The following is a 19,316-nucleotide window of genomic DNA, read 5'->3' as shown; positions in this document are numbered from 1 at the left end:
CTCTTCAATCCTTCGCTGCGCGCTTAGCCTTCTTCAATTCGGACGTAAGCTCGCGCATCGCTTTGATCTCGTCTGCGTCGAAATTTGCACGCGTTCCTTTGCCGAGCAGCGCCAACAAGTAGGCCGGCCTGTCCTCACCGACATAGGCGATCATCACGCGCCAACCGCCGCTCTTGCCTTTGCCGCGCCCGGCGAAGCGGCGTTTAAACACGCCGCCCGAGCCTTGCACGAGGTCCCCGACTTTGGGGTTAGCCGCGACGGCGTTGACGATGGCCGCACGCTCAACGTCGGAAACGCCCTCGTCTTTGCAGTCGGCTATGAACGCCGGCGTTTCGGCAACGGTGTGACCCGGCGCATCCATGATCTTATATACGCCAATGACGTATGTACGTCAATGGCGTATGGCGCTTAGCATGCCGGCGAGGCTCCGGCGGTCCGAGAAAGCGCGCCGTTGGCGCGCGCTGCCGGCTGGAAGCCGGCGGTCCGGTTGAGGCTTGTTCGGATGGGGACGCGCCCCTCCGGCGCCGGCTTCGCCGGCAAGCCACCTCCCCGCTTTGCGGGGAGGATGAGTTAGGCGCGCTGTTCGTTCACGCCGCGGCCCAACGCCAGCAGCGCGGCGTTGGCGATCGCGTCCGCGTCGAGCCCAGCTTGCGCGTACATGGCTTCGGGCTTGTCTTGATCCTGGAACACATCCGGGAGCGTCAGGGTGCGGATTTTTACGCCGCGATCCAAGAGTCCGTCTTTCGAGAGGAAGTGCAAGACAAACGCGCCGAAGCCGCCGATGGCGCCTTCTTCGATCGTCAGCAGCACTTCGTGTTCGCGCGCTAAACGCCGGATCAGGTCTTCGTCGAGCGGCTTGGCGAAGCGGGCGTCGGCGAGCGTGGTGGAAAGGCCCATGGCGGCGAGTTTGTCGGCGGCCTTGTGGGCTTCGGCCAGGCGGGCGCCGAAGTTGAGCAGCGCCACACTCGTGCCTTCGCGCACGATGCGGCCTTTGCCGATTTCGAGCGGCGTGTCGCAATCTGCGCCAAGCGCGCCGTCAGCGTCGCCGCGCGGATAGCGGAAGGCGGATGGCGTATCGTCGATCGCGGCGGCGGTGGCGACCATGCGGGAAAGTTCGTTGCCGTCGGCGGCGGCCATCAGCACCATGCCGGGCAGCGCGCCCATATAGCCGACATCGAACGAGCCGGCGTGGGTTGCGCCGTCGGCGCCGACGAGGCCGGCGCGGTCCATGGCGAAGCGCACGGGCAGCTTCTGGATGGCGACGTCGTGGACGACCTGGTCGTAGCCGCGCTGCAGGAAGGTGGAATAGATGGTGGCGAACGGCTTCATGCCGTCGGCGGCAAGGCCGGCCGCGAACGTGACCGCGTGCTGTTCGGCGATGCCGACATCGTAGGTGCGGTCGGGGAATTTGGCGCCGAAGAGATCGAGACCGGTGCCGCTCGGCATGGCGGCGGTGATGGCGACGATCTTCTCGTCCTTCTCGGCTTGGCGGACGAGCGCTTGGGCGAACACTTTGGTGTAGCTCGGCGCGCTCGCGCCCTTGGCCTGCTCGCCGGTGACGACGTTGAACTTCGAAACGCCGTGATACTTGTCGGCGGCGTTCTCGGCCGGGGCGTAGCCTTTGCCCTTCTTGGTGACGACGTGGATCAGGACGGGGCGATCGTCCATGTCGCGCGCGTTTTTCAGGATCGGCACGATGGTGTCGAGGTCGTGGCCGTCGAACGGCCCGAGATAGTGGAAGCCCAGCTCTTCGAAGAAGGTGCCGCCGGTGACCATGGTGCGGGCGTATTCTTCGGCCTTGCGGGTGACGTCGTGGATCGGCGCCGGCAGGTGCTCGGTGATCGACTTCACGGTCTTGCGGATGCGGCGATAGGCCTTCGTGGCGGCGAGGCGCGCCAGGTATGAGCTCATGCCGCCGACCGGGGGCGCGATGCTCATGTCGTTGTCGTTGAGGATGACGATGAGGCGCTTGGTGGTCTCGGCGGCGTTGTTCATGGCCTCGTAGGCCATGCCGGCGCTCATCGAGCCGTCGCCGATGACGGCGATGACGTGGCTGTCGTCGCCGCGTTTGTCGCGCGCCACAGCAAAGCCGAGCGCGGCGCTGATCGAGGTGGCGGCGTGGGCGGCGCCGAACGGATCGTATTCGCTCTCGCTGCGCTTGGTGAAGCCGGAGAGGCCCTGCCCTTGACGCAGCGTGCGGATGCGGTCGCGGCGGCCTGTGAGGATCTTGTGCGGATAGGCCTGATGGCCGACGTCCCAGATGACGATGTCGCGCGGCGTGTCGAAGACGTAGTGCAGCGCGACGGTGAGTTCGACGACGCCGAGACCGGCGCCGAGATGGCCGCCAGTAGTGGAGACGGCGCTGATGGTTTCGGCGCGCAGCTCGTCGGCCAGCTGGCGGAGCTGGCCTTGCTCCAGCTTGCGGAGGTCGGCGGGCAGCTTCACCTGGTCGAGCAGCGGGGTCTGGGGCGCCATGGGGTCTTTGCGATCGTGGACGATGGGGCGAACCTAGCCAGCTTCCGCCCCTAAAGCGACGCCAACATGGCGGCGCGGCGCGCATTTATCGCGCAGTTTCCGTGCGGCGCGTGGGCGCAGGGCGCGGCATCCGGCGCCAGCCATGCCGATATCGAATGTATCATGCTGGAACGCTGGCGCCCGGGACCGGTTGACCGGCCTTCATGGGCGCCGCTCGCGAGGTGAGTCATGGCTGAGACGGAGGCCCTCGTCCGCGCCGAGGTGGAAAGCGCGCCGCTTGAAGCGCCGGCCGCGCGGGCCCCGCGCGTGGTGATCATCGGCGCCGGCTTTGGCGGCCTCACTTGCGCCAAGGCGCTCGCGCGCACGATGTGCGAAGTGCTGCTGGTCGACCGCGAGAACCATCACTGCTTTCAGCCTTTGTTGTACCAAGTGGCGACGGCGGCGCTGTCGCCGAAGGATGTGGCGTGGCCGGTGCGGGCGATCCTGCGCGACCAGAAGAACACGGCCGTGCTGATGGCGGATGTGAGCGGCGTTGATCGCCGGGCGCGCGTCGTTATCGCCGGCGAGCGGCGGATCCCGTACGATTATCTCGTGCTCGCGACGGGCGCGGGGCACGCTTATTTCGGCCACGACGAATGGGCGCCGATCGCGCCGGGACTGAAGCGCATCGACGACGCCACCGACGTGCGCCGCCGCTTGCTGATGGCGTTCGAGAAGGCCGAGCTCACCGAGGACGAAGCCGAGCGCATGCGGCTGCTGACGTTCGCGGTGATCGGCGGCGGGCCGACGGGGGTCGAGCTTGCCGGCGCGATCGCGGAGATGGCGCGGCTGACTTTGGCGAAGGACTTTCGCCGCATCGATCCGCGTACGGCGCGCGTGCTGCTGCTGGAGGCTGCGCCGCGCCTGCTCGGCGCCTATCCGGAAAAGCTCTCGGCTTACGCCAAGCGCATGCTGGAGAAGAAGGGCGTCGAGGTCGCGCTCGACACGAAGGTCGAAGGCGTCGACCGCGGCGGGCTGGATACTTCGGCCGGGCGCATCGACGCGGGGGCGATCGTCTGGGCCGCCGGGGTGGCGGCCTCGCCGGCCGCCGCTTGGCTGGGCGCGGAGAAGGACCGCGCCGGGCGCGTCGCGGTGACGCCGGAGCTGACGCTTCCGGGCGATGATCGCGTCTACGTGATCGGCGATACGGCGGCGGTGAAGAACGCCGACGGCTCGCCCGTGCCGGGGCTTGCGCCGGCGGCGAAGCAGATGGGCGCTTACGTCGCCAAACGCATCGCCGCCGAGCTGCGCGGCGAGCGCGCGCCGGAGCGCTTCGTTTATCGCCACCAGGGCGATCTCGCCACGATCGGGCGCAACGCGGCGGTGGTGCGCATAGGCGGCGTGACGCTGAAGGGCTTCGTCGGCTGGGCGTTCTGGAGCCTCGCGCACGTCTATCTCTTGATCGGCGCGCGCAACCGTTTGGCGGTCGCTTTCAACTGGGCGTGGGATTATGTGACCGCACAGCGCGGCGTCAGGCTGATCACGCGCGCCGCCGGGCGGTAGCTCCTGCCGCTTGTCGCATCGGCGCTTGGCCGCCGCGCGCGTTCGCGGCTAGACAGACGCCAACAGGCTTTGGGAGATCACCTCTTGCACCAGAATACGCTTGGCGCCGCATTGATCACGGCCCTGCTCATGGGCGGCTGCGCCGCACAAACGGCGCCTGCGCCTTCGCCGACGCAGCAAACCGAGACGGCGGCGGCGGACCCCTATCTCTGGCTCGAAGAGGTCGAGGGCGAGCGGGCGCTGGCGTGGGTGCATGAGCAGAACAATCGCTCGCTGCCGGTGCTGGAGAACGATCCGCGCTATCCGCGTTTGCTGGAAGCGGCGCTGGACGTGGCGCAGAGCCGCGACCGGCTGCCGCTCGGGCAGGTGCGCGGCGGCTATGTCTACAATTTCTGGCAGGACGAGAGCCATGTGCGCGGCATCTGGCGGCGCGCGCGGCTCGACGGCTATGCCGCGAACCGGCCGCGCTGGGAGACGCTGCTCGATATCGACGCGCTGGCGGCGGCGGAGAACGCGAACTGGGTCTATCAGGGCGCCAACTGCGATCCGTCAGGCGTGCGCTGCATGATCGCGCTCTCGAACGGCGGGCTCGACGCCTCGACGCTGCGTGAGTTCGACGTCGAGCGGCGCGCGTTCGTCGAGGGCGGATTCGTCGTGCCGGAGGCGAAGTCGCGCATGGGCTGGGTTGACCGCGACACGCTGCTGGTCGCCACCGATTGGGGCGACGGCACGATGACGGAGTCGGGCTATCCGTTCGTGCTGAAGCTGTGGCGGCGCGGCACGCCGCTGGCAAGCGCGAGCGAAGTGCTGCGGGGCCAGCCGAGCGATGTCTGGATGGCGGTGCAGACGCTGGAAGACCGCGACGGCGAGCACATCGAGATCGCCGTCGAAGGCGAAAGCTTCTTCGAGGCGGCGTACTGGCTGATCGGCGAAGACGGCGCGCCGGCGCGCCTCACGCTGCCGCTGAAATCGACGATCCAGGCGTTCATGCACGACCGGCTGATCGTGACGCTAGAGGAGGCGTGGACGATCGGCGGGCGCACCTATCCGACCGGCTCGTTGCTGGCGCTGCCGCTGGAAACGGCGACGAGCGCGACGCCGGCGGTCGAAGTGATCTTCACGCCGAGCGAGCGGCAGTCGATCGAGAATGTGGCGGCGACGGCCGATGCGGTGCTGGTGGCGGGCTTCGACAATGTGCGCGGCCGGCTGCAGCGCTTCACGTTCGCGAACGGCAGCTGGCGCGGCGAGCAGATCGCGCTGCCGCCGACCGGCGTCGTCAACATCGCCGGCGCCTCCACCAGCGACGCACGCGCGTTCGCGGTGTTCGAGGACTTCCTGACGCCGCCGACGCTCTATGCGCTCGACGGCGCGCGGGCGCGCACCGTGCGCGCGCTCCCGGCGCAGTTCGACGCGTCGCCTTACGTGACCGAGCAGTTCGAAGCGGTGAGCGCCGACGGCACGCGCGTGCCCTATTTCGTGGTGCGCCGGCGCGACATGGCGCTCGACGGCGACAACCCGACTTTGCTCTACGCCTATGGCGGCTTCCAGCTGTCGCAGACGCCGAGCTACAGCGCCTATGTCGGCCGGCTCTGGCTCGATCAGGGCGGCACGTACGTGCTGGCCAACATCCGCGGCGGCGGCGAGTTCGGGCCGGCTTGGCACGACGCCGGGCTGCTCACCAATCGTCAGCGCATCTATGACGACTTCTACGCCGTCGAGCGCGATCTGGTGGAGCGGCGCATTACCTCGCCGCGGCGCTTGGGCATCTCCGGGCGCTCCAATGGCGGCTTGCTGATGGGCGTGATGCTGAACCAGCATCCGGAGATGGTGAACGCCGCGGTGATCGGCTCGCCGCTGCTCGACATGCTGCGCTACGATCAGTTGCTGGCGGGCGCGTCGTGGGTGGGCGAGTACGGCTCGCCTTCAGTGCCGGAGCAGCGCGCGTTTCTGGAGACGATCACGCCGTACCAGAACCTCGCCGCGCGCGAGAATTTCCCGACCGTGTTCATCTACACGTCGACCAAGGACGACCGCGTCCATCCTGGCCACGCGCGCAAATACGGCGCGCGGCTGACCGAACTCGGCATTCCCTATCTCTATTACGAGAACACCGACGGCGGCCACCAAGCCAACGCCAACCTGCGCGAAGCAGCGCGTCGGCGGACGCTGGAATATACGTATCTGGCGCAGCGTTTGATGGATTGAGCGGCAGTCGGCAGTCAGAAGTCAGAAGTCAGAAGTCGGAAGTCGGAAGTCGGAGGGCATCGGCAATTGCCGACTGCCGAGTGCCGACCTGCCGAGTGCCGTCACTTCTTCTTCTCGATCAGCAGCGTTCCCTGCTGCCGGAGCTTGCCGGCCACCTTTTCCGCGAAGCCGGCGAGCAGGCCGGGCAGTTCGACCTCGATCTGCAGATCGCGATCGCGCACATCGATGCGGCCGGTGACGTTTTGGCCGAGGGCCTTGGCGCGGAAGCCGAGCTGATCCTGTGACCAGGCGTGCTGGATGTTTCCGAGCCCCGCACTGCCAAGTTGGGCCTTGAACTGATCCAGGCTCGCATCGACGCGCTTGCGCGCCTCTTCGCGCCCGAGCTGGTGCGGGATGGTGACGGTGACAGGTCTTCCCATGGAAACGCAACGTGCGAGCGGTTCCGAGGTTTCACTGCACTAGTGCCGGCGGGTGACGACGAAATCGATCGCGTCCAGCAGCACCTGCGCGCGCGGACCGAAGATGGAGAGATGGCGGCGGGCCTGCTCGGCGAGCATGCGGATGCGATCACGCGTGGCGTCGGCGCCCAGGACGGTGACGAAGTTCACCTTGCCGCGCGCCTTGTCCTTGCCGACGGCCTTGCCGGTGTCGCGCACGACGCCTTCGGCGTCCAAGAGATCGTCGACCATCTGGAACGCCAGGCCGATGTCGTGCGCATAGCGTGAGAGCGCCGTCTTCTCCGCTTCCGACGCGCAGCCGATCAGCGCGCCTGCATCGACGGCAAAATTGATGAGCGCGCCAGTCTTCAAACGATTCATGCGCGTGACGGCGATGAGATCGCTGCCGATGTCGCCGCCGGCCATGTCAGCCGCCTGCCCCGCCACCATGCCAAGCGCGCCGGACGCCCTGGCGAGGCCAACGATCAGCTTGCAGCGCATTTGCGGATCTTGGTGCGTCGCCGGCTCCGCCATCACTTCGAACGCGAAGGTCAGCAGCGCGTCGCCGGCGAGCAGCGCGGTGGCTTCGTCGAAGGCGCGATGCAAGGTCGGGCGGCCGCGGCGCAGATCGTCGTCGTCCATACACGGCAGATCGTCGTGGACGAGTGAGTACGTGTGTACGCACTCGATCGCCATCGCCGCGCGCATGAGACAGGTTTCGTCGGCGTCGAAGATCCGGCCAGCCTCCAAAGTGAAGAACGGGCGCAGGCGCTTGCCGCCGTCGAGCGCGGCGTAGCGCATGGCCTCGATCAGCCGCGCCTCGGGCCCCTGCGGTTTCGGCAGGAGCGCCTCGAGCGCCGCATTGATGCGGTCGGCGGTTTCTTTGAGGCGGGCGTCGAGCTTGGACATGGGCGCCCCGGTTAGCAGAGCCCGCCGCTGGCGCAAGCGCCGGGCGCCATGCGCGCGGCCGGGGAATGCCTTGGCGCTGGGGCGCGGACTTTCCAACACGGGGGCATCCGGGGCATCATGCGCCCCGAAGGGCTGAGGCCCTGGCGCACGCCGTATTGCGGGCGGCGGCGCCAGACGGGCCTTGGGGGTTGATTGAGTGAGGAATTTTTGATGCCAACGGTGGTGATCATTCACGCCGCGGACGACACGCTGCCCGCGCGCGCGCTGGCTGAGAAGGTCCGCCAGGCGAAACTCGAGGTCGTGCTGGAAAAGACGGGCGACGAGCTTCGCAGCGCGCTGAGCAGCGCCACGCTGGCAATCGCCCTCTGGTCGCCCCGCTCGACGGCGCAGCCCGAGTTGGCCGAACACGCGAGCTTCGCCAAGGGCAAGACCAAGCTCATCCACGCCACCATGCAGAGCGCGCCGGCGCCCGAGCCGTTCCGCAACGAGCCGGCGGTGAATCTGACCGGCTGGCGCGGCGAAGACGATTTTCCGGCTTGGCGCGAACTGGCTGCGCAAGTGACGCAGAAGGCCGGCGTCGCGCCGCTGCCGCCGCCGACGCCGAAGCCGCCGTCTGGCTTCTTCCAGCCCGGCGTTGTCGCACCAGCGGCGCAAGGCGCGCCTGCAGCGCCGGCGGCCAAAGCAACTGGCCCGCGCCAAGCGCCGGCGCAACCGCGCCAACAGGCGGCGCCTCGCCCGCAGCCAACAGCGCCGCGCCCCGCGCCCGCACCGCGCGCCGAGCGCGCGCCGGAGCCCGCCGCGGAGAAGAAGGGCGGCGGCGGCATGCTGATCGCCATCATCGCCGTGGTGGTGCTGCTGCTCGCGGGCGGCGGCGGCTATTGGTTCATGACGCAGAACAATGCCGGCAGCGCGTACGAATCGGTCGACGCGACCAGCGTTTCGGCGCTGCGCGAATTTCTCGCCGGCGATCCTTCGACCGCCGATCGCGAACGCGCGGAAGCGGCGCTGGCGCAGCTCGAAGAGGCGGCGCTGAGCGATGCCCGCGCCGCCAATACGATCGAAGCCTGGGAAGCGTTCCTGCGCGATTTCCCGAACAGCGACGAAGCCGTCTACGCGCAAGGCCAGATCCAGCAGCTGCGCCTGCAGCAGAACACCGCGCCGCCGCCGCTCGGACCGGACGGCCAGCCGCTGCCGCTCGGCCCTGATGGTCAGCCGCTGCCGGTCGATCCGAACGCGCCGCCGGCGACGACTGTGACGCCGCCGGCGACCACGCCGACCACGCCGCCGGCGACGGGACCGACGACGATCTCGCCGCCGCCGGCCGAAGAGCCGCCGCCGGAAGAGCCGCCGTCAGCGACGCCGACGCCATAATGAAAGGAAAGCGCCGCACCCAGGAAGTGCTGCGCTTTGTGTTGGCGACCCAGCGGATCGGTGGGCGCTTCCATCAAAGTGAGATCAGCCTCGTTGTGCACCATGTCGCACGCGCAAGATCGTCACGTTTTTCGGTGAGCGCCGATAAATGACGATGTAGGGCGTGTGCGGGATGACCAGTTCACGCAATCCGCGACGCCCTTTCCTGCCAATGTCCGCCCAATAGGCGAGCAAGCCGACGGAACGCAATATCTGCTTACGAACCCGCGCTGCTCCGGCGGGACTCTGCAGGGCAATGTAGCCGATTGTTGCGTCCAGCTCCGCGCGAGCCTGCGCAGACCATTCGACTCTCATCCAGGATACTTGGCACGCATCTCGGCAACCACGTCCGCATGCGAACGAGTTTCGCCGCTCTCATCCATCGTGGCCTCGATCTCAGCCCATTCCTCGTCAGTGAAGGCGCTGCCAGAGACCAAGTTGTCGAGCCGCAGCTCGATTTCGGCCGCCAACGCCTGTTGCTCTTCAGCCGGCAGCTTGCGGATACGCGCGAAGACAAGATCGAGCTTCGTCATGCAATCAGTACATTAATAGAGCCGCCCGCCTTCCAGCGCCGGGCGGTCGATGTTCAGCAGTACGACATTGCCGTTGCGGTCGGGGAAGCCGAGGCAGAGCACTTCCGACATGAACTTGCCGATCTGCTTCGGTTCGAAGTTCACGACGGCGGCGACGCGGCGGCCAAGCAGCTCGCCGATGTCGTAATTTTGCGTCACCTGCGCGCTCGACTTCTTGACGCCGAGCGGCTCGCCGAAATCGATCCAGAGCTGGTAGGCGGCTTTCTTCGCCTCCTCGAACACCTTCACGTCGATGATGGTGCCCAGGCGGATGTCGACCTTGAGGAAATCCTCGAAGGTGATGATCGGCAGGCGCGCATTGTTTTGCGGATCGTCGGCCATTGGCGTTTCTCTTCCCCTATTGCCCGAGCTTCGCGGGCTCTGTGCGCGGGCCGTCCGGGCCCATCACGATTTGATCGACTTCGAGCTGCGCATCCTTCAGTTGGCTCTCGCAACGCGCCTTCAAGGCCGCGCCGCGCTTGTAGATGCGAATCGAATCCGCCAGCGGGACGTCGCCTCGCTCCAGGTGCGAGACGATTTTCTCCAGTTCCGCCAAGGACTCCTCGAAGGAGAGCTGGGAGGGATCGCGGGTTTCGGTGCTCATGGAGGGGAAGGTATGGGCTGGAACGGCGGTCGGCAATCGGCAGTCGGCAATCGGGAACAGCGCTCCGACTGCCTACTGCCGACTGCCGACCGCCGTCATTTCACTTTCTCGTAGCGGCGATAGCTCCAGTACTCGTCGCCGCCGTCCTCGATCTCGCGCCAGCCTTGCGCCTTCAGGATCGGGCGCATCATGCGGTTGAACCAGCCGTGGGCGCAGAGGAGCACGTTCTGGCCGCGGAGGGCCTGTGCGGTAAGGGTCGCCACCGCGGCTTCGGCGCGGAGCTCGGCCTCGGCGCGGCTTTCGCCCCTTTCGTGCATGCCGAGCCACCAAGCGACGCGCGCCCAGACGCCCCATGAGCCGGGACGATGCCGGCCCCAGATCGGCGGCGGCGGCAGCGGCGCTTCGACGAAAACCGGATCGGTGACGATCTCGCGCCCGCCGGCGACCATTTGCGCGGTGTGGATCGCGCGCTGCAGCGTCGAGGCGTAGATCACGTCACTGCGCGCAGCGAGATCGAGCAGCTTCTCCGGCGGCTTCTCGTCCGGGTGCAGACCGGCCAGATCGTAGCCTGCCCACCATTCACGGTAGCCGCTGCGGTCAACTCGCACTGTTCTATCAGCATGGGGCTGGCCGTGCCGGGCGATGACAATCATGCCAACGCGCGTGGCGGAACGGCGATCCAGCGTCTCGTCGGGCGCCATGGTCGTCGTCATTCTGACCCTTCACGCTTTCGACGCCCTCTCCCCGTGAGTGGGTCTAGTCGCGCAGGAGCGCCGCCAGGTAGGCCGCAGCGGATCCGGCGAGCGCGGGCAAGTCGTACCCGCCCTCCAGAGTCGAGACAAGCTTGCCGCCACAGCGCTTTAGCGCGGTGTTGCGCAGTTCCCGCGCCGCCCAGGCGAAATCCTCCGTCTCCAGCTCCATCTGGGCGAGCGGGTCGGCTCTATGGGCGTCGAACCCGGCGGAAACCAGAATCAGCTCGGGCGCGAAGGCCTCGAGCGCGGGGAGCACCTTCGTCTCCATGGCTTGCCGCCACACGGCGCTGCCGGCGCCAGGGGGCAGCGGAGCGTTGACGACATTGTGGGCGGCGCCGGTTTCGCTCGCGGCCCCGGTGCCGGGATAGAGCGGCGACTGGTGCGTCGAGGCGAAAAAGAGGCGCGGCTCCTTCTCGGCGATCGTCTGCGTGCCGTTGCCGTGATGGACGTCGAAATCGACGACGGCGACTTTGCTCAAGCCATGCGCTTCGAGCGCGTGCAGCGCGCCAATGGCCACATTGTTGAAGATGCAAAAGCCCATCGGCGAGATCGGCTCGGCGTGGTGGCCGGGCGGACGCACGGCGCAGAACGCCGTTTCGTCCTCGTCCGCCATTACCGCATCGACGGCGGCGACGCAGGCGCCTGCGGCGCGATAGGCCGCTTCGCGCGAGCCGGCGGAGATGTAGGTGTCGGGATCGAGCCTGACGCGGCCCTCGCGCGCTTCGGCGAAGGCGGGCTCGAGCGCGTCGATGTAACGGACGGGATGGACGCGCGCGATCGCCTCGCGTTCGGCGTACGGCGCTTCACGGCGGTCGAGCGCCAGGCCTTCGAGCGCATCGAGCACGGCGCGCAAGCGGCCGGCGTGTTCGGCATGGCCGGGCGGCGGCTCGTGCGTCAGCATCGAGGGGTGCGTGTAGAGCAGCATGGACGCGATCTAGCGCGCGCCGCCGCTTCGGCCAACTATTGCGGCGTTTGGCAATTCATCGCCTCGTAGCGCTCGGTCAGCGCCATCATCCGCTGCTGATCGATGCCGTCCATCGAGCGGTTGAGGCGGTCCGTCTGCGCGTTCATGCGCTCTTGGTGGCGCGCCGCATCGCGCTGCGCCTGCGCCGCCTGCGCCTGTTGCGCCGCCATGCACGCCGCGCCTGCGCCCGGGAGCGAACAAGCGGCGCTCGCGCCGACGCCGGCGGCCATGCCGCGGCGCTGCGCGCTCTCAACCTCTTGCTGCATGGCTTGCGCTTCGCGGCCGAACTCGGGATCGAGCTGGCTGTTCATGCGCTGGCCGGCGACGGTCAGCTCCGCCAGCATCGCCGCGCAATCCATCGTCTCGACCGGCGGCGGCGTTTCGGTTTGCGCGACCGCGACGGCGGAAAGGCAGGTGCCGACAACGGCGGCGAGCGCTGCACGCTTCAGCATCGGAAAACCCTCCTTCGCGAGCCCGCCCGGCGTGAACCTGCGCCCGGCGCGGCTGAAACGGAAATCAACTCCAACAACAGCGAAGGCCGCCGAGGGGGAGCTGCCTCGGCGGCCTTCTCGTGGGCCAAGCTTCGTCGCGGGGAGCTACGCGACGATCAGGGCAGCTTGGTTCAGGGTCGCCATCGCGACAGGCGCGAACACGGCGCAAGCGGCGATCAGGGCGTAAAACTTGGTCATGGGATTGGCTCTCGAAACTCGGGCTGGCGCTTAGGCGACGATCTGGGCGGCTTGGTTCAGCGTGGCGTAGGCGGCCGGCGCGAACATCAGAGCGGCGACGATCAGGCTGTAGAACTTGGCGGTCATTGGTCTTGCTCCTCTTGGCGAAGCGTCATCGCTTCGATGAGGAGAGACTACGACGCGCTGGCTCTGGCGGCTGTGACGGTGGTCACGGGCGAAAATCTGCGCCGATTTTCCGATGTGATTTGCGCCGCCCGCCGCCCTCGCAGTAGCATCAGCGCATCGCTGGCAAGGTCTTGGCCGCCGGCGCCTGAGAGACTGCTTTGCGCTCCCGCCTGGACCGAGGAGCTGCACATGTCCTCGAAACCACTTCCGCCCGAACTCGAAGAGCGCACGCGCCCGGCGAACGCTTCCCAGCCGGACATGCGCACCTGCCCCGTCTGCGGCCAGACCTACGACGCGCGGCTTCTGGCGCAGGTCTACCACCACGACGACGGACCGCATGAGCCGCTGCCGCCGGACGCGCGCTAGCGCCCGTTTGCAGCAAGGGTCTCGCGCAGCCGCTTCGGCGCAGCTAGGGCTTCCCGTTCACGGGAGGCGTACAGCATGCAGTTCAAACCGTTTGCCCTGATCGTGGCGCTGCTGGCGCTTGCGCCTGTGGCCGGCGCGCAGACTTCAGAGCGGCAGTGGTTCGCGGGCGGTCCGACTCCGCTTCGGTACGAAATCTCTGTGACGCCAGACGTCGAAACGGCGACGTTCGCGGGCGAGGCGCGGATCACGGTCGAGAGCAGCGAGGCGCTGCCGGCGGTGACGATGAACGCGCTGGGGCTCACCGTGACGCGGGCGACGATCGACGGCCAGGGGGTCGGCTTCGATGCAAACGAGGAAGCGCAGACGCTGACGCTGACGCCGCGGCGGCCGCTGCGCGCGGGGCGGCACACGATCCGCATCGTCTATAGCGGCGTGATACAGGACGACGCCTACGGCCTCTTCCGCGTCTCCTACCAGGATGACGGCGTCACCAAGCGGGCGCTGGCGACGCAGTTCGAACCGGGCGATGCGCGCCGGCTCGCGCCGATGTGGGATCAGCCGAACCGGCGCGCGGTGTTCGCGCTGACGGTGACGGCGCCGAGCGACCAGATGGTCGTCGGCAACATGCCGGCGGCGCGCACGCAGCGGCTCGCCGGCGGGCTGACGCGCACGACGTTTGCGGATACGCCGTCTATGCCGAGCTACCTCCTCTTCCTCGCGGTTGGCGATTTCGAGCGGGTGACGCGGGATGTCGACGGCGTCGAGCTGGGCGTCGTCGTGCGTCGCGGCGAGACGCACCGCACGGCGGCGGCGCTCGAGGCGGGCGAGCAATCGCTGCGCTATTTCACCGATTATTTCGGCATTCGCTATCCGCTGCCAAAGCTCGACATGATCGGCGTGCCGGGCGCCGGCGGCTTCGGCGCGATGGAGAATTGGGGCGCCATTCTTTATTTCGACCAATATCTGCTGGTCGACGAGACCTCGAGCGAAGCCGAGCGGCAGAACGTGTTCGGCATCGTCGCGCACGAGATCGCCCACCAATGGTTCGGCAATCTCGTCACCATGATGTGGTGGGACGATCTGTGGCTCAACGAAGGCTTCGCCTCGTGGATGGCGGCCAAGGCGACCGAAGCAGTGCATCCGGATTGGAATCCGTGGATGGCGCAGCTGACCGACGGCACCGCGACGGCGATGGCGCTCGACGCGCGCGAGGGCACCCATCCGGTGGTGCAGACCGTCAACACGCTGGATGAAGCCAATCTCGCCTTCGACACGATCACCTACGAGAAGGGCCTCGCCGTCATCCGCATGCTGGAGGCGTACGTGGGTGAAGAAGATTTCCGCCAGGGCGTGCGGGATTATCTGAATGCCCGGCAGTACGGCAATGCGCGCACCGAAGATCTGTGGACGGCAATCCAGGCGGCGTCCGGCCAGCCGGTGCTGGAGATCGCGCGCAGCTTCACGGGCCAGCCGGGCTTTCCGCTGCTGACGGCAAACGCGGCGGCGTGCCGAAGCGGCGCGCAGGTGAATGTCACGCTCACGCAGCGCCGCTTCGCCATGGACGACGCCTCGCGCACGGACGAGCGCTGGAGCATTCCGGTCGTCGCGCGCAGCGTCGGCGGCGAGCCGGTGCGCGGCGTGATGGCGCCCGCCGGTGAGCACTCGCTAGCGCTGGCCTGCGGGCCATATCTGGTCAACGCCGGCCAGAGCGGTTTCTTCCGCGTGCTCTACGACCAGCGCAACTTCGGCGCGCTGACGCAACGCTTCGCGTCGCTGGACGAGGTCGATCAGCTCGGCCTGTTGCTGGACTATTGGGCCTTCGGCCGCAGCGGCGACGCGCCGTTCACGAACTATCTTGAACTGGTGAGCGTACTGCCGGCCGACGCCGATCCGATCATCGTCGCCGACACGTCGGCTTCGATGGCGGCGTTCGCGGACTATGCCGAAGGGCGGCCGAGCGAAGCTTCGGTGAAAGCGTACGGCATCCGCACGCTGCGGCCGTATCTCGAACGCGCAGGGTGGGCGCCGCGTCACGGCGAAGGTTCGAACGCCGCCAACACGCGTGCGGGGCTGATCGCGACGCTAGGCGCGCTCGGCGACGAGGCGGTGATCGCCGAGGCGCGCCGGCGCGTGCGCGGCGGCGAGGCGCTGCCGGCGTCGATCCGCACGGCGGTGATCGGCGTCTACGCGAGCAACGCCACGACGGCGGACTACGATGCGCTGCTGGCGCAGGCGCGCGCGGCGACGGACTTCGTCGAACAGCGGCGGCTGTGGCGCCTGCTCGCCAGCGCCTCCGATCCGGCCCTGGCCCGGCGCACATTGGCGCTGACGCTGGGGGAGGAGATTCCGCGTCAGCTGCGCACGCAGGTGATCGCCTCCGTGGGCGGCGCGCATCCGCGTCTTGCCTGGGACTTCCTGGTTCAGAACCGCGCCGCGATCGAAGCCATGCTGGATCCCCTGCAGCGGCTCGAATTCCCGACCGCCCTCGCGTCGCTCAGCAGCGACCCGGCCATGGTGGCGGAGCTGGAAGCGTATGCCCGCGACTTCCCGGAAGGCGCGCGGCCGACCGTGGCCGCAGCCGCGGCGGCCATCCGGCTCCGTGCCGAGACCATCTCCGAGCGGATGCCGGCGGTGGAAGCGTGGATCGCAGCCAGAGCGCCGTCGCGGCGTCGACGCTGAGCACTTGGCTTCTCGCCAAGCCTGGGCAGCCTAGGCTAGGCTGACCGCCTCTACGGATGGGGTGAGATCCATGTTGGCCAAATTCGTTCGCGGCGCCGGCGCTGCGGTTCTGCTTCTCTGCGCGAGCGCGGCGCCCGCGGCGGGCCAAACTGCAAACCGGCTGGGTTGGCTCAGCGCGCTTGCGGGCTCGTGCTATCAAGGCCGCGACGCCGCGGGCGCGGTGGTCGACCGGCAATGCTTCCGCGACCAATACGGCCATTTCCTCCGCGCCAGCATCACGCGCAGCGCCAACTTCCGCGGCGAGTCCGTGATGGGCTACAGCCGCGACCGGCATCGGCTCGAAATCTACGCCTGGACCAATGACGGCTCGACCGCGATCCTGACGCCCACCTACGAGAACGAGCAGCTCGTGTTCAGCGCCGCAGACACCGATGGCGTTCCGACCCGCTCGGTGTGGCGGCGCGCCGGCGACGGATTCCAAGTCGCCGAACAGCGGCGCCAGGGCGATGCCTGGACGGACGCGAGTGTCGTGACATTCCGGCGTGACGGCGCAGCGCCGACGCCCTACTCCGCGCGCCGAGGCGCAATCGACGACGGCAGCGGGTTCGAATGGCTCGATCGCATCGCGGGCCGCTGCTTCATTCAGGCCGAGCCGAGTCGCGATCCCAACAACCGCGGCTGTTTTGCGTTTCAGTATCCGCGCGTGCTGCGGCAGACCTGGTATGCCGGCGGCGCCGGCTCCACCGGCGAGGCCGTCATGGTGCGCAGCGCGGATGGCGGCATCCGCTTTTTTCATTGGAATTCGCAGGGCGGCTTCGGCGTGGGCGAATCCGCGTTCGACGGCCGCTTTCTCGTTTCGATGACCGACACCGCGGACCGTGAGCGCAGCGTGCTGTTCCGGTCCTCGCGCGGCTTCACGATCGAGAACCAAAGACGTCAGAACGGGCGCTGGGAGTACGCCACCCACTTCCGCTACAGCGAACAGTAAGCGCTAGCGCCGCTGCAGGAAGGCGCTGAACGCCTGCATCGCCTCGGGCGACTTCAGGCGTTCGGCGAAGATCTCGCCCTCTTCGCGCATGCGCGCGAGCAACGCTTCGCGATCGCGCATCAGCCTTTTCGTGAGACGCATGGATTGCGGCGGCTTGCTCGCCAGCGTTTGCGCCGCGACGCGGGCGCGCGGCTCGACCTCGGCGGCCGGGAGCGCGGCGTTGGCGAGCCCCCACGCCGCAGCGTCATTGCCCGTGAGCGGCTCACCTAGGCCGAACAGCGCGAACGCCCGCGCATGGCCGAGGCGCTCCACCATGGTGAGGCTCGACGCGTTTTCCGGCACGACGCCAAGATCGATGAACGGCACGGTGAGGCGCGCGTGCTCGGCGACATAGACGAGGTCGCACTGGAACAGCATGGTCGTGCCGACGCCGACGGCGTGGCCCTGCACGGCGGCGACGATCGGCTTTTCCGCCTGGATCACCTCTTCGAGAAAGCGCGTCACGTGCCGAGGGCCTTCGAACGCGCCCGTGGACTGGGCGGCGAAATCCTTGATGTCGTTGCCGGCGGAGAAGAAGTCGCCGCTGGCCGTGAACAGCACGGCGCGCACGCCATCATCGCGCTGCGCTTCGGCCACCGCGTCGGCCATCGCGCCGTACATTGCGTTGGTGATGGCGTTCTTCTTGTCGGGACGGTTGAAGCGGATCTCAAGAACGGCGCCGTCTCGGCTGACGATGATGTGCTCTTCGCGCATGGGCCTCTCCATCGGCATGGCGAGGCCTAGCCCGGTTTCAGCTCGCGCGCACCATCACGTAGCGGCAGTCGAGCCGGCGAGGCGCCGGCCGCGTCAATTCTTCAGCCGATATCCGGTTTTGAAGATCCACCAGACGATCGCGAGGCACGCGACGAGAAAGAGGCTGATCGCGGCGAGGCTGACGCCGATGTTCACGTCCGCCGCCTCTGCCCCGAAGAAGGCCCAGCGGAAGCCGCTGATCAGATAAACCACCGGGTTGAACAACGTGATGGTGCGCCACGGCTCGCCCAGCATATCGATCGAATAGAACGTTCCGCCGAGAAAGGTGAGCGGGGTCAGGATCAGCATCGGCACGATCTGCAGCTTCTCGAAGCCGTCAGCCAACACGCCGAGAATGAAGCCGAACAGGCAGAAGGAAACGCTGGTCAGCACTAAAAAGAGCAGCATCGCCGGCCAGTTCTGGACTTCGTATTGCACAAAAAAATAGGCGGTGAGGAGGATGACGAGACCGATGATCACCGACTTGGTCGCCGCCGCGCCGACATAGCCGCAAACGGCCTCGAACGCCGAGACCGGCGCCGACAGCAGCTCGTAAATCGTGCCCGCCCAGCGCGGCATGTAGATGCCGAACGAGGCGTTCGAGACGCTCTCGGTCAGGATCGAGAGCATGATGAGGCCGGGGACGATGAACGCGCCGTAGTCCACGCCGCTGATTTCGCCGATCCGCGAGCCGATCGCCGAGCCGAACACGATGAAGTAGAGCGAGGTCGACAGCACCGGCGAGAACAAGCTCTGCCCCAGCGTGCGAAACCAACGCGCCATTTCGAAGCGATAGATGGCTTGGATGCCGTAGGTGTTCATTTGCGGTGCACCAGCGATACGAAAATGTCTTCGAGCGAGCTTTGCTCGGTGTGCAGGTCCTTGTAGTCCACGCCAAGCTCGCCGATCCGCTTCAGAAAGGATGGGATGCCGGTGTCGCTGGCTTGGGCGTCGAAGCTGTAGACCAGCTGGTGGCCTTCATTGCTGAGTTCGACATTGTAGCCGTTCAGTCCCGCCGGAACGGCCTGCAGCGCCGTCGGCAACTCCAAAGTCAACTGCTTCTTGCCGAGCTTGCGCATCAGCGCGTTCTTTTCCTCGACGAGGATCAGCTGGCCCTTGTCGATCACGCCCACGCGATCGGCCATCTCCTCGGCTTCTTCGATGTAATGCGTGGTCAAAATGATGGTGACGCCGCTCTTGCGGAGGCTGCGCACCATCTCCCACATGTCGCGTCTGAGTTCGACGTCGACGCCGGCGCTCGGCTCGTCCAAGAACAGAATTTTTGGCTCGTGCGAGAGCGCCTTGGCGATCAGCACGCGGCGCTTCATGCCGCCGGATAGCTCCATGATCTTGGCGTTGCGCTTGTCCCAGAGCGCCAAATCGCGCAGCACCTTCTCGATGTGGGCCGGATTCTCCGGGAAGCCGAACAAGCCGCGGCTGAAGGTGACTGTATCGATCACGCGCTCGAATGCATCGGTGTGCAGCTCCTGCGGCACGAGGCCGATCTTCCGGCGCGCCTGCTTGTAATCGCGGACGATGTCGTGCCCGTCGGCGACGATGGCGCCGGACGAGAGATTCACGATCCCGCAGGTCATGTTGATGAGCGTCGTCTTGCCGGCGCCGTTGGGGCCCAGGAGCGCGAATATCTCGCCCTTCATGATATCGAGCGAAGTGGGCTGCAGCGCCTGCACGCCGGACTTGTAGGTCTTGCTCACGTCCCGGATGGAGATGATCGGCTCGGTCATCGTGTTCAGATTTCCCCGCGAG

Annotated in this window: 20 protein-coding genes; 6 read left to right on the top strand and 14 right to left on the bottom strand. The window is 67.4% G+C overall.

What is annotated here, in order from left to right; translation table 11 throughout:
* Positions 1–4 precede the first annotated feature (4 nt).
* Positions 5–361: a type II toxin-antitoxin system RelE/ParE family toxin gene (locus VEA80_RS16510; RefSeq protein WP_325061872.1), complete on the bottom strand. Its 357-nt coding sequence runs from the start codon at positions 359–361 to the stop codon at positions 5–7.
* A 209-nt stretch (positions 362–570) separates the two neighbouring features.
* Positions 571–2,475 (bottom strand): 1-deoxy-D-xylulose-5-phosphate synthase, encoded by a 1,905-nt coding sequence (gene dxs, locus VEA80_RS16505; RefSeq protein ID WP_325061871.1) that lies wholly within the window; start codon positions 2,473–2,475, stop codon positions 571–573.
* A gap of 228 nt (positions 2,476–2,703) precedes the next feature.
* Here dxs and VEA80_RS16500 point away from each other — a divergent pair, with 228 nt between their 5' ends.
* On the top strand, positions 2,704–4,017 hold the full coding sequence (locus VEA80_RS16500) for an NAD(P)/FAD-dependent oxidoreductase (protein ID WP_325061870.1): 1,314 nt from the start codon (positions 2,704–2,706) through the stop codon (positions 4,015–4,017).
* 84 nt (positions 4,018–4,101) lie between these two features.
* A complete protein-coding gene (locus VEA80_RS16495) occupies positions 4,102–6,222 on the top strand; it encodes a prolyl oligopeptidase family serine peptidase (RefSeq protein WP_325061869.1) in 2,121 nt (706 codons plus the stop codon).
* A 101-nt stretch (positions 6,223–6,323) separates the two neighbouring features.
* Here the strand turns inward: VEA80_RS16495 and VEA80_RS16490 are convergent, their stop codons facing one another.
* Together VEA80_RS16490 and VEA80_RS16485 are read right to left on the bottom strand one after the other, a co-directional pair.
* Positions 6,324–6,641: a polyhydroxyalkanoic acid system family protein gene (locus VEA80_RS16490; protein ID WP_325061868.1), complete on the bottom strand. Its 318-nt coding sequence runs from the start codon at positions 6,639–6,641 to the stop codon at positions 6,324–6,326.
* A 39-nt stretch (positions 6,642–6,680) separates the two neighbouring features.
* Positions 6,681–7,568: a farnesyl diphosphate synthase gene (locus VEA80_RS16485; RefSeq protein ID WP_325061867.1), complete on the bottom strand. Its 888-nt coding sequence runs from the start codon at positions 7,566–7,568 to the stop codon at positions 6,681–6,683.
* Between the two features lie 210 nt (positions 7,569–7,778).
* On the opposite strand from VEA80_RS16485, the gene VEA80_RS16480 reads away from it, so the two are divergent.
* Positions 7,779–8,939 carry a hypothetical protein gene (locus VEA80_RS16480; protein WP_325061866.1) on the top strand — a complete coding sequence of 387 codons (1,161 nt, stop codon included), beginning with the start codon at positions 7,779–7,781 and terminating at the stop codon, positions 8,937–8,939.
* An 84-nt stretch (positions 8,940–9,023) separates the two neighbouring features.
* On the opposite strand, the gene VEA80_RS20580 is transcribed toward VEA80_RS16480, so the two are convergent.
* From VEA80_RS20580 to VEA80_RS16450, 7 genes are all read right to left on the bottom strand, one after another.
* Positions 9,024–9,293, bottom strand: a complete 270-nt coding sequence (locus tag VEA80_RS20580; RefSeq protein WP_414731520.1) for a type II toxin-antitoxin system RelE/ParE family toxin — start codon at positions 9,291–9,293, stop codon at positions 9,024–9,026.
* Positions 9,290–9,511 (bottom strand): hypothetical protein, encoded by a 222-nt coding sequence (locus VEA80_RS16475; protein ID WP_325061865.1) that lies wholly within the window; start codon positions 9,509–9,511, stop codon positions 9,290–9,292. Before VEA80_RS16475 ends, VEA80_RS20580 begins: the two co-directional genes overlap by 4 nt.
* A gap of 12 nt (positions 9,512–9,523) precedes the next feature.
* A complete protein-coding gene (locus VEA80_RS16470) occupies positions 9,524–9,892 on the bottom strand; it encodes a tRNA-binding protein (protein WP_325061864.1) in 369 nt (122 codons plus the stop codon).
* 16 nt (positions 9,893–9,908) lie between these two features.
* A complete protein-coding gene (locus VEA80_RS16465) occupies positions 9,909–10,154 on the bottom strand; it encodes an exodeoxyribonuclease VII small subunit (protein ID WP_325061863.1) in 246 nt (81 codons plus the stop codon).
* 95 nt (positions 10,155–10,249) lie between these two features.
* Positions 10,250–10,867, bottom strand: a complete 618-nt coding sequence (locus VEA80_RS16460; RefSeq protein ID WP_325061862.1) for a histidine phosphatase family protein — start codon at positions 10,865–10,867, stop codon at positions 10,250–10,252.
* 43 nt (positions 10,868–10,910) lie between these two features.
* Positions 10,911–11,831: a histone deacetylase family protein gene (locus VEA80_RS16455; protein WP_325061861.1), complete on the bottom strand. Its 921-nt coding sequence runs from the start codon at positions 11,829–11,831 to the stop codon at positions 10,911–10,913.
* Between the two features lie 35 nt (positions 11,832–11,866).
* Positions 11,867–12,322, bottom strand: coding sequence for a hypothetical protein (locus tag VEA80_RS16450; RefSeq protein ID WP_325061860.1), 456 nt, complete (start codon positions 12,320–12,322; stop codon positions 11,867–11,869).
* A 591-nt stretch (positions 12,323–12,913) separates the two neighbouring features.
* Between VEA80_RS16450 and VEA80_RS16445 the strand changes: the two genes are divergently transcribed.
* The 3 genes from VEA80_RS16445 to VEA80_RS16435 all read left to right on the top strand — a co-directional run bounded on the left by VEA80_RS16445 (position 12,914) and on the right by VEA80_RS16435 (position 16,757).
* Complete coding sequence (locus VEA80_RS16445) at positions 12,914–13,090, top strand: hypothetical protein (RefSeq protein ID WP_325061859.1); 177 nt, start codon at positions 12,914–12,916, stop codon at positions 13,088–13,090.
* A gap of 75 nt (positions 13,091–13,165) precedes the next feature.
* The gene (locus VEA80_RS16440) at positions 13,166–15,769 is read left to right on the top strand and encodes a M1 family metallopeptidase (RefSeq protein ID WP_325061858.1); all 2,604 of its coding nucleotides are present in this window, start codon (positions 13,166–13,168) and stop codon (positions 15,767–15,769) included.
* A gap of 70 nt (positions 15,770–15,839) precedes the next feature.
* On the top strand, positions 15,840–16,757 hold the full coding sequence (locus VEA80_RS16435) for a hypothetical protein (RefSeq protein WP_325061857.1): 918 nt from the start codon (positions 15,840–15,842) through the stop codon (positions 16,755–16,757).
* A 3-nt stretch (positions 16,758–16,760) separates the two neighbouring features.
* On the opposite strand, the gene VEA80_RS16430 is transcribed toward VEA80_RS16435, so the two are convergent.
* From VEA80_RS16430 to VEA80_RS16420, 3 genes are all read right to left on the bottom strand, one after another.
* Positions 16,761–17,510: an enoyl-CoA hydratase-related protein gene (locus VEA80_RS16430; protein WP_325061856.1), complete on the bottom strand. Its 750-nt coding sequence runs from the start codon at positions 17,508–17,510 to the stop codon at positions 16,761–16,763.
* 93 nt (positions 17,511–17,603) lie between these two features.
* The gene (locus VEA80_RS16425) at positions 17,604–18,371 is read right to left on the bottom strand and encodes an ABC transporter permease (RefSeq protein ID WP_325061855.1); all 768 of its coding nucleotides are present in this window, start codon (positions 18,369–18,371) and stop codon (positions 17,604–17,606) included.
* Positions 18,368–19,294 (bottom strand): ABC transporter ATP-binding protein, encoded by a 927-nt coding sequence (locus tag VEA80_RS16420; RefSeq protein WP_325061854.1) that lies wholly within the window; start codon positions 19,292–19,294, stop codon positions 18,368–18,370. The genes VEA80_RS16425 and VEA80_RS16420 overlap by 4 nt, the downstream gene beginning before the upstream one ends.
* Positions 19,295–19,316: the final 22 nt, after the last annotated feature.

It is taken from the genome of Vitreimonas sp. (assembly GCF_035627415.1).
In the GTDB taxonomy this organism is placed as follows: domain Bacteria; phylum Pseudomonadota; class Alphaproteobacteria; order Caulobacterales; family Aquidulcibacteraceae; genus Vitreimonas.
Note: the sequence above shows the minus strand (reverse complement) of the source record. Positions and strands in the feature narration are given on the sequence as shown.